Origin of the sequence: Pseudomonas sp. 43mfcvi1.1, from assembly GCF_900115935.1 — a bacterium.
Taxonomy (GTDB): domain Bacteria; phylum Pseudomonadota; class Gammaproteobacteria; order Pseudomonadales; family Pseudomonadaceae; genus Aquipseudomonas; species Aquipseudomonas bijieensis.
In genome coordinates, this window is record NZ_UETT01000001.1 from 293,570 (window position 1) to 308,352 (window position 14,783).

The 14,783-nt window shown below is 61.9% G+C and carries 11 protein-coding genes; 3 read left to right on the forward strand and 8 right to left on the reverse strand.

Going from position 1 to position 14,783, the window contains the following annotated elements; translation table 11 throughout:
• Positions 1-22 precede the first annotated feature (22 nt).
• Together sigX and DTP52_RS01340 are read left to right on the forward strand one after the other, a co-directional pair.
• Complete coding sequence (sigX, locus tag DTP52_RS01335) at positions 23-613, forward strand: RNA polymerase sigma factor SigX (protein WP_092197526.1); 591 nt, start codon at positions 23-25, stop codon at positions 611-613.
• Between the two features lie 107 nt (positions 614-720).
• Entirely contained in the window at positions 721-1,755 is a 1,035-nt protein-coding gene (locus DTP52_RS01340) for an OmpA family protein (protein ID WP_109751507.1), read from the forward strand.
• Positions 1,756-1,979: 224 nt separating this feature from the next.
• Here DTP52_RS01340 and cobA read toward each other — a convergent pair whose 3' ends face one another.
• The 8 genes from cobA to DTP52_RS01380 all read right to left on the reverse strand — a co-directional run bounded on the left by cobA (position 1,980) and on the right by DTP52_RS01380 (position 13,803).
• Positions 1,980-2,735, reverse strand: a complete 756-nt coding sequence (gene cobA / locus DTP52_RS01345) for a uroporphyrinogen-III C-methyltransferase (RefSeq protein ID WP_109751508.1) — start codon at positions 2,733-2,735, stop codon at positions 1,980-1,982.
• A gap of 10 nt (positions 2,736-2,745) precedes the next feature.
• A complete protein-coding gene (locus DTP52_RS01350) occupies positions 2,746-5,463 on the reverse strand; it encodes a nitrate reductase (RefSeq protein WP_109751509.1) in 2,718 nt (905 codons plus the stop codon).
• The gene (gene nirD, locus DTP52_RS01355) at positions 5,463-5,780 is read right to left on the reverse strand and encodes a nitrite reductase small subunit NirD (RefSeq protein ID WP_109751510.1); all 318 of its coding nucleotides are present in this window, start codon (positions 5,778-5,780) and stop codon (positions 5,463-5,465) included. The genes DTP52_RS01350 and nirD overlap by 1 nt, the downstream gene beginning before the upstream one ends.
• The gene (gene nirB, locus DTP52_RS01360) at positions 5,777-8,230 is read right to left on the reverse strand and encodes a nitrite reductase large subunit NirB (protein WP_109751511.1); all 2,454 of its coding nucleotides are present in this window, start codon (positions 8,228-8,230) and stop codon (positions 5,777-5,779) included. The genes nirD and nirB overlap by 4 nt, the downstream gene beginning before the upstream one ends.
• A 430-nt stretch (positions 8,231-8,660) precedes the next feature.
• Positions 8,661-10,331 carry a bifunctional protein-serine/threonine kinase/phosphatase gene (locus DTP52_RS01365; protein ID WP_109751512.1) on the reverse strand — a complete coding sequence of 557 codons (1,671 nt, stop codon included), beginning with the start codon at positions 10,329-10,331 and terminating at the stop codon, positions 8,661-8,663.
• A gap of 9 nt (positions 10,332-10,340) precedes the next feature.
• Complete coding sequence (locus DTP52_RS01370) at positions 10,341-11,552, reverse strand: NarK/NasA family nitrate transporter (RefSeq protein ID WP_053120618.1); 1,212 nt, start codon at positions 11,550-11,552, stop codon at positions 10,341-10,343.
• 449 nt (positions 11,553-12,001) lie between these two features.
• Positions 12,002-12,577 (reverse strand): ANTAR domain-containing response regulator, encoded by a 576-nt coding sequence (locus DTP52_RS01375; RefSeq protein ID WP_003199539.1) that lies wholly within the window; start codon positions 12,575-12,577, stop codon positions 12,002-12,004.
• Between the two features lie 14 nt (positions 12,578-12,591).
• On the reverse strand, positions 12,592-13,803 hold the full coding sequence (locus DTP52_RS01380; protein WP_109751513.1) for a CmpA/NrtA family ABC transporter substrate-binding protein: 1,212 nt from the start codon (positions 13,801-13,803) through the stop codon (positions 12,592-12,594).
• 246 nt (positions 13,804-14,049) lie between these two features.
• Between DTP52_RS01380 and DTP52_RS01385 the strand changes: the two genes are divergently transcribed.
• The gene (locus DTP52_RS01385) at positions 14,050-14,781 is read left to right on the forward strand and encodes a helix-turn-helix domain-containing protein (RefSeq protein WP_109751514.1); all 732 of its coding nucleotides are present in this window, start codon (positions 14,050-14,052) and stop codon (positions 14,779-14,781) included.
• The last annotated feature ends 2 nt before the right edge of the window (positions 14,782-14,783 follow it).

Here is a 14,783-nt window from a genome sequence, read left to right on the forward strand (position 1 = left end):
TAGACTGTCGGCCCGACTTGTTTTGAACAAACCCCAATCGCTATCCACGCGCTACGACCCCCGTGATCTCTCCGATGAGGAGTTGGTCGCGCGCGCGCATACGGAGTTATTCCACGTAACGCGTGCATACGAAGAATTGATGCGCCGTTACCAGAGGACATTATTTAACGTTTGTGCACGATATCTCGGGAACGATCGCGACGCTGATGATGTCTGTCAGGAGGTGATGTTGAAGGTGCTGTATGGCCTGAAGAACTTCGAGGGGAAATCGAAGTTCAAGACCTGGCTCTACAGCATCACGTACAACGAATGCATCACGCAGTATCGCAAGGAACGGCGAAAGCGTCGCTTGATGGACGCGTTGAGCCTGGACCCTCTCGAGGAAGCGTCTGAAGACAAGGCGCCCAAGCCCGAGGAAAAGGGTGGACTCGATCGCTGGCTGGTCCATGTGAACCCGATCGATCGGGAGATTCTGGTGCTACGATTTGTCGCAGAGCTGGAATTCCAGGAGATCGCAGACATAATGCATATGGGTTTGAGCGCGACAAAAATGCGTTACAAGCGCGCTCTAGACAAATTGCGTGAGAAATTTGCGGGCATTGCTGAAACTTAGTTCGGCGCAAATATCTCTTACGTGTAGGCAAGTTCTGATAGACTTGCCGCCGAGTTGTCCCCCGGTTTGCGGGACTGCTTCACAATCACCAGATGGGGATTTAACGGATGAAACTGAAAAACACCTTGGGCTTTGCCATTGGTTCTCTGATTGCTGCCACTTCGTTCGGCGCTCTGGCACAAGGCCAAGGCGCAGTTGAAATCGAAGGCTTCGCCAAGAAAGAACAATTCGACAGCGCTCGTAACTTCAAGAACAACGGCAACCTGTTCGGCGGTTCGGTTGGTTACTTCCTGACCGACGACGTTGAACTGCGTCTGGCCTACGACGAAGTGCACAACGCCCGTACTGACGACGGCACCAACGTCAAAGGCGCCAACACCGCTCTGGACGCTCTGTACCACTTCAACAACCCAGGCGACATGCTGCGTCCTTACGTCTCTGCCGGTTTCTCGGACCAGAGCATCGACCAGAATGGCAGCAACGGTCGTAACCGTTCCACCTTCGCCAACGTTGGCGGCGGTGCCAAGCTGTACTTCACCGAGAACTTCTACGCCCGTGCTGGCGTTGAAGCTCAGTACAACATCGACCAGGGCGACACCGAGTGGGCTCCAAGCGTCGGTATCGGTGTGAACTTCGGTGGCGGTTCCAAGCCTGCCGCTGCTCCAGTTCCAGCTCCGGCTGAAGTCTGCTCCGACAGCGACAACGATGGCGTGTGCGACAACGTCGACAAGTGCCCTGACACCCCAGCCAACGTAACCGTTGACGCTGATGGCTGCCCAGCTGTTGCTGAAGTCGTTCGTGTTGAGCTGGACGTCAAGTTCGACTTCGACAAGTCGGTCGTCAAGCCTAACAGCTACGGCGATATCAAGAACCTGGCTGACTTCATGAAGCAGTACCCATCCACCACCACTACTGTTGAAGGTCACACTGACTCCGTCGGTCCTGACGCTTACAACCAGAAACTGTCTGAGCGTCGTGCAAACGCCGTTAAGCAAGTTCTGACCAACCAGTACGGTGTTGAATCGTCCCGCGTTCAGTCTGTTGGCTACGGCGAATCCCGCCCAGTTGCTGACAACGCCACTGAAGCTGGTCGTGCAGTTAACCGTCGCGTAGAAGCGCAGGTTGAAGCCCAAGCTAAGTAATTAGCCCACAGCTTTGGAAAAGCCCGGCTTAGGCCGGGCTTTTCTTTGCCTGCGATTTATTGAAAGAGCCTTGGTGTCGCCACAGTGTGGCTGCTTAAAACACCGAACCTGTGGGAGCAAAGCTTGCTCGCGATGGGGTAGGGCCAGCAACATTCATATGGGCTGACACACCGCTATCGCGAGCAAGCTTTGCTCCCACAGGTTCGGTGGTTGGGTGTTGTTTGTTACAGCGCCGAAGCCTGAACCCACGAAGGCTGCGACCCTGCACATTCGGTCGCGCCTGCCACTGCGCCAATCACCAGGATTGCCGGGCTCTTGAGTTGAAAGGTGCCTGCATCGGCTTCCATCGAAGCCAGGTCACTGCGGCAATCACGCTGATGGGGCAGGGAGGCGTTTTCGATCATGGCCACTGGCGTATTCGCCGCCAGGCCGCCGGCCAGCAATTGCTCACGAATCTCGCTCAGTTTCGCCACGCCCATGTACACCACCAGCGTCGTGCCGCTTTGTGCCAAGGCTTGCCAGTTCAGGCTGCTGCCATCCTGAGTGTGGGCCGTCACCAACGTCACGCCCCGGGCAACCCCGCGCAGAGTCAGTGGAATATCGCACTGGGTCGCCCCCGCGAGGCCGGCGGTGATGCCATTGACCAGTTCGACCTCGACGCCATGCTCGCGCAGCCATTGGGCTTCTTCACCGCCGCGACCGAAGATGCAGGGGTCGCCGCCCTTGAGACGCACCACGCATTTGCCCTGGCGAGCATAGCGCAGCATCAATCGATGAATGAACGCCTGGGGCGTGGAGCGGCAGCCGCCGCGCTTGCCGACGGCAATGATGCGCGCATCGGGGCAATGTTCCAGCACTGCGGTATTGACCAGATCGTCGATCAACACCACGTCGGCCTCACCCAGGGCGCGCACGGCTTTGAGGGTCAGCAACTCAGGGTCACCGGGACCCGCACCCACCAGCCAGACTTTTGCGTTCATAGCGTTTTCCTCACGAGATAGCCGCCAGTGGTTGCGCAGTGGCAACCAGCAGGCGCTTGATTTCCGGTACGCAGGAGCCGCATTGCGTGCCACAGCCCAGTTCCTGTTTGAGTCCCTGCAAGTCCAGGCCACGTTCAATGCCTGCGCAGATCGCACGCTGGCTGACGTTCATACAGTTGCACAGCGTTTTGCTGCCCCCCGTCGTGGCGCCGACATTGCCCGGCGGCGCGCTCAGAGGCGCCAGCAGCCAGCGTCGCAGTTGTTCATCGGCACGACCTTCCAGCCACAGGTTCTGCAGCCAGTGCCGAGCCAGGGTTTCGCCAGCCAGGCGAATGGCGGTGATGCGGCCGTTTTCGATTCGAACCCGTTTACCGATAGAGCGACGGGGGTCGTCATAGGCCAGTACCGGCCCATCGATCAGGCCCAATTGCTCGTCGATCGCCTGGAGCAGCTGCGGTTCGGGGGCAACAGCGCTGGCCGCGCGAATCAGCAACGCGGGACGCTCACGGCCGGTCAGGCTCAGGCTGACGTAGGAAAACGCCTCACACAGGGGGCGCAGCGCCTCCAGATGCTGTTGAACATCGCCTTCGATCAGGGCGAAAAGCTGCCAAGGCAGGTTCACCGGTTCCAGGCGCACACCGCTGTGCTTGAGTTCCGGTTGTTTCGACAACGGATCGAAGGCCGGTTGAGTCAGGGTATTGACCCCGCCCTTGAGGAACCGATCGCCCCAGTGCATGGGCAGGAACGCCTGGCCAGGGCGCACGCTGTCGTCGCTGTCCACGGCCACGATCACGCTGCCGCGACGGCTCTTGAGGTTGACCAGGTCGCCCGCCTGCAGGCGATGCCGGAGCAGTTCGTCGGGATGCAGGCTGAGTACCGCTTCGTTCACATGACCGAACAACTGCGCGGCGGTACCGGTGCGGCTCATGCCGTGCCACTGGTCACGCAAGCGACCGGTGTTCAGCGTCAATGGGTAGCGGGCGTCACGCAGTTCCTTGGCGGCGCGATAGGGGTCGGCCACAAACCGTGCCCGGCCGCTGTCGGTAGGGAAAATCCCGTCCATGTACAGGCGAGCCGTTCCGACCGTCGCACCCTCGGGGAAGGGCCATTGTTGCGGGCCGAGTTGATCGATCAGGGCATGGCTGATGCCAGACAAGTCCAGGTCACGGCCGCGGGTCAGTTGTTTGTATTCATCGAACAGTTCGGCTGGGGCTGCAAAGGCAAACAGGCTGGGCTGCCCCGGCCGCAGGCGTTTCTCCAGGCGTTGTGCGAAATCCACTGTGATTGCCCAGTCCGCACGAGCCTCCCCCGGTGCGCCGATGGCCCGACGGACGTGGGAAATACGCCGTTCGGAGTTGGTCACCGAGCCTTCTTTCTCGCCCCAACTGGCCGCCGGCAGCAGCAGGTCGGCAAAGGCAGCGGTCTCGGTGGTGCGGAAGGCTTCCTGCAACACCACGAATGGGCAAGCTTGCAGCGCTTCACGTACCGCCGTCTGGTCTGGCATCGATTGGGCTGGGTTGGTGCAGGCGATCCACAAGGCCTTGATCTTGCCACTGCGAACCTGCTCGAACAGCTCGATGGCGCTCAAACCGATGGTGGCGGGCAATTGCTCGACGCCCCAATAGCGGGCGACTTCGGCGCGATGTTCCGGGTTGGCGGCTTCGCGATGGCCCGGCAGCAGGTTCGACAGGCTGCCGGTTTCCCGTCCGCCCATGGCGTTGGGTTGACCGGTCAGCGAGAAGGGCCCCGCGCCCGGCCGCCCGATCTGCCCGGTGGCCAAGTGCAGGTTGATCAGCGCGCTGTTCTTGGCGCTGCCGGCGGTGGACTGGTTCAAGCCCATGCACCACAGGGACAGGAAGCTCGGCGAGGTACCGACCCATTCGGCGCACTGGTGCAGTTGTTCGACGCTGATGCCGCACAACTGCGCGACCATCGCCGGGGTGTAGTCGCGTACCAGGTTCTTCAGGTCCGCCAGGCCTTCGGTATGGGCCTTGATGAAGTCGCGGTCGACCCAGTCTTCCCACAGCAGCAGGTGCAAAATCCCATGGAACAAGGCGACATCGGTACCGGGCAGGATCGCCAGGTGCAGGTCCGCCAGGTCGCAGGTGTCGGTGCGCCGCGGGTCGATGACGATGATTTTCATCTGCGGTCGGCGGGATTTGGCCTCTTCGAGACGGCGAAACAGGATGGGATGGGCGTAGGCCATGTTACTGCCGACGATCATCACGCAGTCGCTCAGTTCCAGGTCTTCGTAGCTGCAAGGTGGGGCGTCGGCGCCGAGGCTGCGCTTGTAGCCCACCACGGCGGAGGACATGCACAGCCGCGAATTGCTGTCGATGTTGTTGGTGCCCACCAATGCCCGGGCGAGTTTGTTGAAGGCGTAGTAATCCTCGGTGAGCAATTGGCCGGAGATGTAGAACGCCACGCTGTCGGGGCCGTGTTCGGCGATGGTCTCGGCGAAGACGCTGGCGGCGTGATCCAGGGCGCTGTCCCAGTCGCTGCGGGCCCGGGCCAGACCTTTGCCCAGGCGCAGTTCGGGGTAGAGGGCGCGTGCGGCGAGGTCGCCGGTCAGGTGCAGGGTGGAGCCCTTGCTGCACAGTTTGCCGAAGTTGGCCGGATGGGCGGGATCGCCACTGACGCCGAGGATGCGCTCGTCGTCATGCTCGATCAGCACGCCGCAACCGACCCCACAATAACAGCAGGTCGAGGCAGTGATCTGGCGGTTCATCAGCTTGCGTCCCGCAGGGCCAGTTGCACTCGGCCGTTTTCGACCCGGGCCGAATGATGATGGGCGCAACCCACATCCGGCGCCTGGGCCTGGCCGCTTTCCAGGTCGATCTGCCAGTTGTGCAGCGGGCAGGCCACGCGCTTGCCGTAGACCAAGCCTTGGGACAACGGGCCGCCCTTGTGCGGGCAACGGTCATCGAGGGCGAACACTTCATCGTCGCTGGTGCGGAATATCGCGATATCGCCTTTGGGGCCACTGATGATGCGCGAACCGAGGATGTTGATTTCTTCCAGTGCGCAGATATCCAACCAGTTCATGCCGGCACCTCCAGGTTTTTCACGGGGATGACTTCAAACTCTTTTTTCAGCAGTGGCTGTTCCAGGCGCTGTTTCCAGGGGTCTTGCTCCAGCGAGAGGGAAAACTTCAGGCGTTCGTGGAGGGCCTTGCGCCGCTCGGGATCTTCCAGCACGGCTTTCTTGATGTGCTCCATGCCGACCCGCTGCATGTAGTGCACGGTGCGTTCGAGGTAGAAAGCTTCCTCGCGGTACAGCTGCAGGAAGGCGCCGTTGTATTCGCGCACTTCCTCGGCGGTCTTGAGCTTGACGAAAAACTCGGCCACTTCGGTCTTGATCCCGCCGTTGCCGCCGATGTACATCTCCCAGCCGGAATCGACGCCGATGATGCCAACGTCCTTGATGCCGGCTTCCGAGCAGTTGCGTGGGCAACCGGAGACGGCCAGCTTCACCTTGTGCGGCGACCACATGTTGAACAGGTCGTGTTCCAGCTCGATGCCCAGTTGGGTCGAGTTCTGCGTGCCGAAGCGGCAGAACTCACTGCCCACGCAGGTTTTCACGGTGCGGATGGATTTGCCGTAGGCGTGGCCGGAGGGCATGTCGAGGTCTTTCCACACGCCGGGCAGGTCCTGCTTTTTGATCCCCAGCAAATCGATGCGCTGCCCGCCGGTGACCTTGACCATCGGCACGTTGTACTTGTCGGCCACGTCGGCGATGCGCCGCAGCTCGGAAGGGTTGGTCACGCCGCCCCACATCCGCGGGACGACCGAGTAGGTGCCATCTTTCTGGATGTTGGCGTGGGCGCGTTCGTTGATCAGGCGTGATTGTGGATCGTCTTGAGCCTCGCCGGGCCAGGTGGAAATCAGGTAGTAATTAAGCGCTGGCCGGCAGGTGGCGCAGCCGTTCGGCGTGCGCCAGTTCAGGTAGCTCATGGCCCCGGCGATGGTCAGCAGGTGCTGATCGCGGATTGCCTGGCGGATCTGGCCATGGTTGAGGTCGCTGCAACCGCAGATGGCTTTTTCGCTTTTCGGCTTGACGTCCGCCGCGCCGCCGACGGTGTTGATCAGGATCTGCTCCACCAGGCCGGCGCAGGAGCCGCAGGAGCTGGCGGCCTTGGTGTGTTTCTTCACGTCATCGACGCTGAACAGCCCGTGTTCCTGGATCGCCTTGACGATGGTGCCCTTGCACACGCCGTTGCAGCCGCAGACTTCGGCGCTGTCGGCCATGCTCATGGCTTTGTCCTGGCCTTGGTGGCCTACATCGCCCAGGGCGTTTTCCCCGAACATCAGGTGATCGCGGATCTCGCCGATGGCATGGTTCTCACGGATCTGGCGGAAATACCAACCACCGTCCGCCGTATCGCCGTACAGACAGGCGCCGACCAGCACGTCATCCTTGATCACCAGCTTTTTGTAGACCCCGCCGATGGGGTCGGAGAGGGTGATGGTTTCGGTGCCTTCGCCGCCCATGAAGTCGCCGGCGGAGAACAGGTCGATGCCGGTGACTTTCAACTTGGTCGAAGTGACAGAGCCCTTGTAAGTGGCGAAGCCCAGTTGTGCGAGGTGGTTGGCGCAGACCTTGGCCTGTTCGAACAACGGTGCTACCAGGCCGTAGGCGGTGCCACGGTGGCTGGCGCATTCACCGATGGCGTAGATGCGCGGATCGTAGGTCTGCATCGTGTCGTTGACCAGGATCCCGCGGTTGCACGGGATGCCGGACTTTTCCGCCAGCTCGGTGTTGGGGCGGATGCCGGCGGCCATCACCACCAGGTCCGCAGGGATGATGTCGCCGTTCTTGAACTGGACCGAGCCGACCCGGCCATTGCCGGCGTCGTGCAGGGCCTGGGTCTGTTCGCTGAGGCGGAATTTCAGGCCGCGATTTTCCAGGGCGGTTTGCAGCAGTTGGCCGCTGGTCTTGTCCAGTTGCCGCTCCAGCAGCCATTCACCCAGGTGCACCACGGTCACGTCCATGCCCCGCAGCTTCAGGCCGTTGGCCGCTTCCAGGCCGAGCAAGCCGCCACCGATCACCACGGCGTGCTTGTGGGTCTTGGCGGTGTCGATCATGGCCTGGGTGTCGGCGATGTCGCGGTAGCCGATCACTCCGTCCAGGGTGTTGCCGGGGATCGGCAGGATGAAAGGCGTGGAGCCGGTAGCGATCAGCAGGCGATCGTATTCGGCTTCGCTGCCGTCTTCGGCGATGACCCGGCGCTTGACCCGATCGATCTCCACCACCTTGCGGTTGAGCAGCAGCTTGATGTTGTTGTCCAGGTACCAGCTCAGGTCGTTGAGTACGATCTCTTCGAAGGTCTGCTCGCCGGCCAGCACCGGCGAAAGCAGGATGCGGTTGTAGTTGGTGTGGGGCTCGGCGCCGAACACCGTGATGTCGTACAGCTCGTTGCTCAGCTTGAGCAGCTCCTCGAGGGTTCGAACCCCGGCCATGCCGTTGCCGATCATTACCAGTTTGAGTTTTTTCATCAGGGTTCTCCGCAAGTTCAGGCCCGTTTCATCACGGTGATCGGGCTGGCTCGGCAATTTTTTCGAAAACAAAAAAAGGCGTCCCGCTAGTTGCCTAGCGAGGACGCCTTTGTCCTGGTCCCGTTCTCTCGGGAAGCACCGCCTTCATCGTTGGAGGCGTTGCTGTATGTATGGTGAGAGAGGTTATGCAGTGGTTGTGCCAAGTGGCTTGAGGGCGCGGATTTAGTGGGGGAACGACTGATTGCACGATTGGGGGAGGGATTTATTGCACCGAATCAAAGCGTGTTGCCCGGTAATGGAGCGTGGTCGCGGTGGATGTGTAGTGACAGCCAAGCCGCTATCGCGAGCAAGCTTTGCTCCCACAGCCGATTCCCTGTGGAGCGAATCCTCTGTGGGAGCAAAGCTTGCTCGCGATAGGCGTGACTGGATCTCAGCCGTGAAACACCAAAAACAGCAGCACAACATTCACCACCAACGATACCAGCGCCAACGTTCGCCAGACCTTCAGCGGTTCTCTTTCCAACAATGGCCGGGGCCTGACGCTCAAACTGCGGCGTTCGCCCTGTTCCAACAGCAACAACCATTCCTCGGCGGTTTCAAAGCGTTGATCCGGATCCGCCGCGACGGCCCGTTCCAGGCTCTGCCCGAGCCATTCGGGCAAGTCCGGCCGATAGCGGCTGGCACCGACCGGCGCGCCAAAACGCGGGCGTTGGAAGGCTTCGATTTCGCCGTAGGGATAATGCCCGGTCAGCAGGAAGTACAAGGTCACACCAACGGCATATAAATCCTGTTGCGCGGTTGGCGCGGTGCCGGCGAAGGCTTCCGGAGCGATGTAACTGGGCGTGCCGGGCAGCACGTTGGCCTGGTCCTCGGACAAGCCCGGGCAGTACGCCAGGCCGAAATCCAGCAAGCGCAACTCCCCGTCGTCACCCAGGTGCAGGTTTTCCGGCTTGATGTCGCGGTGGTAGATCTGCCTTCGATGCAACAGGCCCACCGCCCGCACCAGCCGCTGCGCCAGCTCCAACCATTGGGCGAGAGGTAGTGGCCCGTCCTGGTTGAACAGCTCGGCCAGGGTCACGCCCGAATATTCGCGCATCACGTAGTAGAGATGCTGACGCTGGGGAACGCCATGGACCTCGGGAAATTGTCGCCCGGCGACCCGTTTGAGAAACCATTCTTCCGAGAGCAATGCCTGTCCGGCCCGGCTATCGTCGCGCAACTGAGTCGGCAAGGTTTTCAGCAGCCAGGGCTGGTCCTGACCGTCGTGTACCCGATAGAGCAACGATTGTTGGCTCTGGCCGAGCAGGCCTTCGATCTGCCAGCCTTCGAACACCTGGCCCGGTTTCAATGCCGGCGGCAGGGGCCATTGCTGCAGTTGGATCAGGGCATCGCCGATGCTCGCTTCGCCCACGGCATCGACCCGCACCAACAAGGCGCTGGCGTTGTCCTGGCTACCGGCCAGGTGCGCGGCATTGACCAGCGTCTGCGCCGCAAGGTCCAGGTCCGGCTGGTCGCGAAGAATGCCGGCGATGGCCGTGTCCCCCAGGACTGCCCAGACGCCGTCGCTGAGCAGCACGAAGGTTTCGTCGGTGCGTAACTCACCGTCGAGGAAGTCCAGGATCAGGTGTTGATCCAGGCCCAGGGCACGCTTGAGCACATGCTGCATGCCCTGTTGTTCCCAGACGTGATCCTCGCTGACCCGTTGCAAGTGATCGGCGTGCCAGCGGTAGACCCGGCAATCGCCGACATGGGCGAGGGTGAAGCGTCGGCCCCGCAGCACCAGGGCGCTGACGGTGGTGAGCAGCGGTTGCCCGCCACCGTTGGCCTGCAGCCAGCGATTCTGCGCCAGCAGCAAGCGGTCCAGCGCCTGGGCCACACCCCAGGTCTGCGGTGTGGAGTAGTAATCCAGGGCCAAGGCCTGCAAGGTCGAACGGGCCGCCAGCCCGCCATCGGCGCATTGGCTCACGCCGTCGGCGATGGCGAACAGGTAACCCTTGCTGGCGGCCAGGGCCGGGGCCGGGGTGACCAGGCGCAGGGCGTCCTGGTTTTCTTCCCGCGGGCCGATGGCACTGGCTTCGGCGAAGCTCAATTGCAGGCTCATGGTTGCAGGTTATACCCGGGCAGCGGTGACAGCGGCCGAACCCCAAGTGGTTCTCCAGCGACGCTTGACGCCGTACAGGCCGAACCAGGCCAGGACCCCGAGGCTGGCGAACAACCACAGGGCCAGTTGATAGCTGCCGGTGCTCTGCTTGATCGCGCCCATGCCCGCCGCCAGGGCAAAGCCACCGATGCCGCCGGCCATGCCGATCAGCCCGGTCATCACGCCGATTTCGCGACGAAAGCGCTGTGGCACCAGTTGGAACACCGCGCCATTGCCTGCACCGAGACCGAGCATGGTGCAGACGAACAGGGCCAGGGCTGCGTAGGAGCTCGGCAGGTTGAAGCCCACCGCCGCGATGCAGACGGCAGCAACGGTGTACATGCCGAGCAAGGTGCGGATACCGCCGAAACGGTCCGCCAAGGCGCCGCCCAATGGCCGCATCAGGCTGCCACCGAAGACGCAGGCGGCGGTGTAGTAGCCGGCGGTGACCGGGCTCAGGCCGTACTGGTCGTTGAAGTAGCCGGGCAGGGCGCTGGCCAGGCCGATGAAACCGCCGAAGGTCACGCTGTAGAAGAACATGAACCACCAGCTGTCCCGGTCGCCCAGGGCCTTGAGGTAGTCGGCCATCGATTTGGCTTTTGGCCGTTCGGGGGCGTTCTTGGCCAGCCAGGCGAAGAGCACCAGGGTCAGCACCAGCGGGATCAGTGCGAAGCCGAACACATTGGTCCAGCCGAAGGCCACCGCCATGACCGGTGCGATCAGCGCCGCGAGCACGGTGCCCGAGTTACCGGCACCGGCAATGCCCATGGCCTTGCCTTGGTGTTGTGGTGGATACCACTGGGAGGCCAGCGGCAGCGCCACGGCAAACGAAGCGCCGGCCACACCGAGGAACAGGCCCAGCAGCAAGGCTTGTTCATAGCTGTGGATGCCCAGTTTCCAGGCGCAGAACAGCGCGCCGATCACGATCACCTGGCCCACCATGCCGGCGGTCTTTGGCGAGATCCGGTCGGCCAGCAAGCCCATGAACAAGCGCAGTACGGCGCCGGCCAGGATCGGCGTAGCGACCATCAGGCCGCGTTGCTGGGTAGTCAGGTGCAGGTCGGCGGAGATCTGTACCGCCAGTGGGCCGAGCAGGTACCAGACCATGAAGCTCAGGTCGAAATAAAGGAAGGCCGCGAACAGTGTCGGGGTGTGGCCGGATTTCCAGAAGCTTGAATTCATCGCGCACCTCAGCTGTAAAAGTCTCGAGAAATGAGTCAGTGCTTTGAGCAGTGCGCCATCTGTGGTCGCACCACCGGCCCCGAGAGGCCAAAACAAAAAAACGCCGCAACCCGGATTGCCAGAGAGGCAAGGAGGGTATGCGACGTCTTTGTCGTAGGTGGGGCAACCGCCGTTGGTTACCTGTGGGATTGCTTAAGCGAGATCTGTGCCAACCCGGAGATTGTGGGGAGGCCTATCGCGAGCAGGCTCGCTCCCACAATGGATCGTTAGTGGACACAATACCTGTGGGAGCGGGCTTGCTCGCGAAGGTGTCCGGTCAGTCGACATCGATGTTGAATGGAAAGCCGCTTTCGCGAGCAAGCCCGCTCCCACATTGGAACTTCAGTGGCTACAGGACCTGTGGGAGCGAGCCTGCTCGCGATGGCGCCAAGCCAGGCGGCACAAGGCCTTCAGCCGAGCAACTCGTTCATGGCAATGATCTGTTCCGCCACCTGGATCAGCTTCTGCTGGCGGCTCATGGCCTGGCGGCGCATCAGGGTGTAGGCCTGTTCCTCGTTGCATTCCTTCATTTTCATCAGCATGCCCTTGGCCAGTTCGATGCGCTTGCGTTCGGCCAGTTGCTGGTCGCGGGCCAGGAGTTGGGCGCGCAGGGCCTGGTCGCTTTCGAAGCGGGCCATGGCGACGTCGAGGATCGGTTGCAGGCGCGCGGCGTGGATGCCTTCGACGATGTAGGCGCTCACGCCTGACTTGATCGCCTGGCGCATCACATTGGGGTCGTGCTCGTCGGTAAACATGACGATCGGTCGTGGTTGGTCGCGACTGACCAACACCACTTGCTCCATCACATCGCGCCCGGGTGACTCGGTATCGATCAGGATCACGTCCGGACGCACCGTTTCGACGCGCGCTGGCAGGTCGATGGTCAAGCCGGATTCATCGATGACTTCGAAGCCGGCCTCAATCAGGGCGGCCTTGAGACGGCCGACTTTTTTCGCCGTGTCGTTGATCAGCAGGATACGCAGCATGGTCGTGGCTCCTGTCAGCGGCTGGCGAGAAGGGGAGCCGCATCGCTCAAGGCGTGCAGTTTGAAGCTCTTGGCGTACCCGGCCGGGTCCGAGCCGTCCCAGATAGTGCCGTCGATCAGTTGGCTGCTGCGCATGTCCTGGCGCGGGGACGCGATATCCAGCGCCGCGCAGGCTTCACGGTACAGCTTCAGTTGTTGGACTTCCTGCGCCACGGCCAGGTAATCCGGGTCTTCGCGCAGCAGGCCCCAGCGACGGAACTGGGTCATGAACCACATGCCGTCGGACAGGTACGGCAGGTTCACCTCGCCGTTGCCATGGAAGCGCATCGCGTGAGGATCCTGCCAGCTATTGCCCAAGCCGTCGGCATAGATGCCCAGCAGGCGCGGCTCGATGCAGTCCAGCGGCGCGTCGAGATATTCGGGCGCGCTCAACAATTGTGCGGTGCTGCGGCGGTTTTCGCTGCTTTGTTCGATAAAACGACTGGCCTCGAGGATCGCCATGACCAAGGCCCGGGCGGTATTGGGGTACTGCTCGACGAACGCGCGGGTGCAGCCCAGGACTTTTTCCGGGTGATCGGGCCAGATGGTCTGGGTGGTCGCCAGGGTGAAACCGAGGTTCTGCTTCACCGCGCTGGCGCACCAAGGCTCGCCGACGCAAAACCCGTCGATACGCCCGGCTTGCAGGTGCGCAATCATCTGCGGCGGCGGCACCACCACGCTGTCGACATCCGACAAGGGGTGGATGCCCTGGGCGGCGAGCCAGTAATACAGCCACATGGCGTGGGTGCCGGTGGGGAAGGTCTGGGCGAAGGTCAGTTTCGGGCGAGTTTGGTGCACGTGCCGTTCCAGTGCTTCAGGACTGGTCACGCCCTGGGCCTGGAGGCCATGGGACAGGTTGATGCTCTGGCCGTTCTGGTTCAACCCCATCAGCACGGCCATGTCGGTCGATGCGACGCCGCCGATGCCCAGGTGCACGGCATAGATCAGGCCGTACAGGCTATGGGCGGCGTCGATTTCACCGCTCACCAGCTTGTCCCGCAGGTTGGCCCAGGACGCCTGGCGCTTGAGGTTCAGGGTCAGGCCGTAGGGTTGGGCGAAACCTTGGGTCGCGGCCACGACTACCGGGGCGCAGTCGCTCAAAGCCATGAAACCAAGGTTGACCGCGCTCTTTTCCGGGGCATCGCTGCCGTTGACCCAGGCCAGGGGATTGGCTGGAACTTCATTCATCGCGCATCACCTTCTACATAAAAAAAGCGCCGTACCCGGCCGATTGCCAGAGCAGGGCCGGATGACGACGCCGTTGTCCCTAAAAACAGTGTGGCACTCATTCCGCCATTGGCATGAGCACCGATGAACAGTAATGGTGCAAGGCATATGCCAGCCCGGTTGCTCATCACCTTTCCATCAAGATTCAAGGCGCCCTGTCTTTCATCCTGTCGCTGCTTCCACCGCCACGTAGCAAAGGAGACGGCTGTGCAAAACAAATCCATTCGCGCCACGGCATGGCCTGATCTGCGCGAACGCGTGCTGTACCTGCGTGTCGCCCAAAGCCCGGTTCGACTGGACGCCGCGGGGCTTGGGCTCGATCGCTGCCTGCCGGTCGGCTGGCAAGGATTGCTGGTGTTGCGCGATTCGCTGCAATTCACCGGCGGCGAGCTACACGTATTGCCGGTTTGCGCAGCGCCGCTGGTGAAGCTGCAGGCTTTTTTCGACATGAGCGATGCCTTCGCCAGCCAGAGAACGGAGGTTGCGCCGTGGGCGGTGTTGCCGTTGGAAGATGAGATCGTTGGATCCGGGGAACGACTCGAGCGCTGGTACATCGAGCAAGCGATGGGCGGTACCCCGGATTATCACGCAGTCGCCAACCTGCTGCGGCATCACGAGAGCTACGGGCTCGTGCGGTTTTTGTTGGAGCAGGGCACCCGCAGCGAAAAACTGCAGACCCTGGCGCAGCGTTATGGCGTATCGGTTTCGCATTTTCGCAGGCTTTGCCGTCAGGCCCTGGGCAGTGCGGCCAAGCCGGCCCTGCGTGGCTGGCGCACAGCCCAGGCGCTGTTGAACATGAGCCTTCAAGGCGGCTCGCTGACTGATGTGGCACTGGAGTTCGGTTTTGCCTCTTCTTCGCATTTCTCCAAGGAAGTCCGCGAATTGGTGGGCTTTGCCCCCAGCAATCTCGCCGACATCACCTGCCTTTCCGGTCATTGATC

Bases quoted from the DNA above. Each gene is read 5' to 3' on its own strand.
- DTP52_RS01340 (WP_109751507.1), top strand. From the start codon at position 721: ATGAAACTGAAAAACACCTTGGGCTTTGCCATTGGTTCTCTGATTGCT.
- cobA (WP_109751508.1), bottom strand. From the start codon at position 2,735: ATGAACGCAAAAGTCTGGCTGGTGGGTGCGGGTCCCGGTGACCCTGAG.
- DTP52_RS01350 (WP_109751509.1), bottom strand. From the start codon at position 5,463: ATGAACCGCCAGATCACTGCCTCGACCTGCTGTTATTGTGGGGTCGGT.
- nirD (WP_109751510.1), bottom strand. From the start codon at position 5,780: ATGAACTGGTTGGATATCTGCGCACTGGAAGAAATCAACATCCTCGGT.
- nirB (WP_109751511.1), bottom strand. From the start codon at position 8,230: ATGAAAAAACTCAAACTGGTAATGATCGGCAACGGCATGGCCGGGGTT.
- DTP52_RS01365 (WP_109751512.1), bottom strand. From the start codon at position 10,331: ATGAGCCTGCAATTGAGCTTCGCCGAAGCCAGTGCCATCGGCCCGCGG.
- DTP52_RS01370 (WP_053120618.1), bottom strand. From the start codon at position 11,552: ATGAATTCAAGCTTCTGGAAATCCGGCCACACCCCGACACTGTTCGCG.
- DTP52_RS01375 (WP_003199539.1), bottom strand. From the start codon at position 12,577: ATGCTGCGTATCCTGCTGATCAACGACACGGCGAAAAAAGTCGGCCGT.
- DTP52_RS01380 (WP_109751513.1), bottom strand. From the start codon at position 13,803: ATGAATGAAGTTCCAGCCAATCCCCTGGCCTGGGTCAACGGCAGCGAT.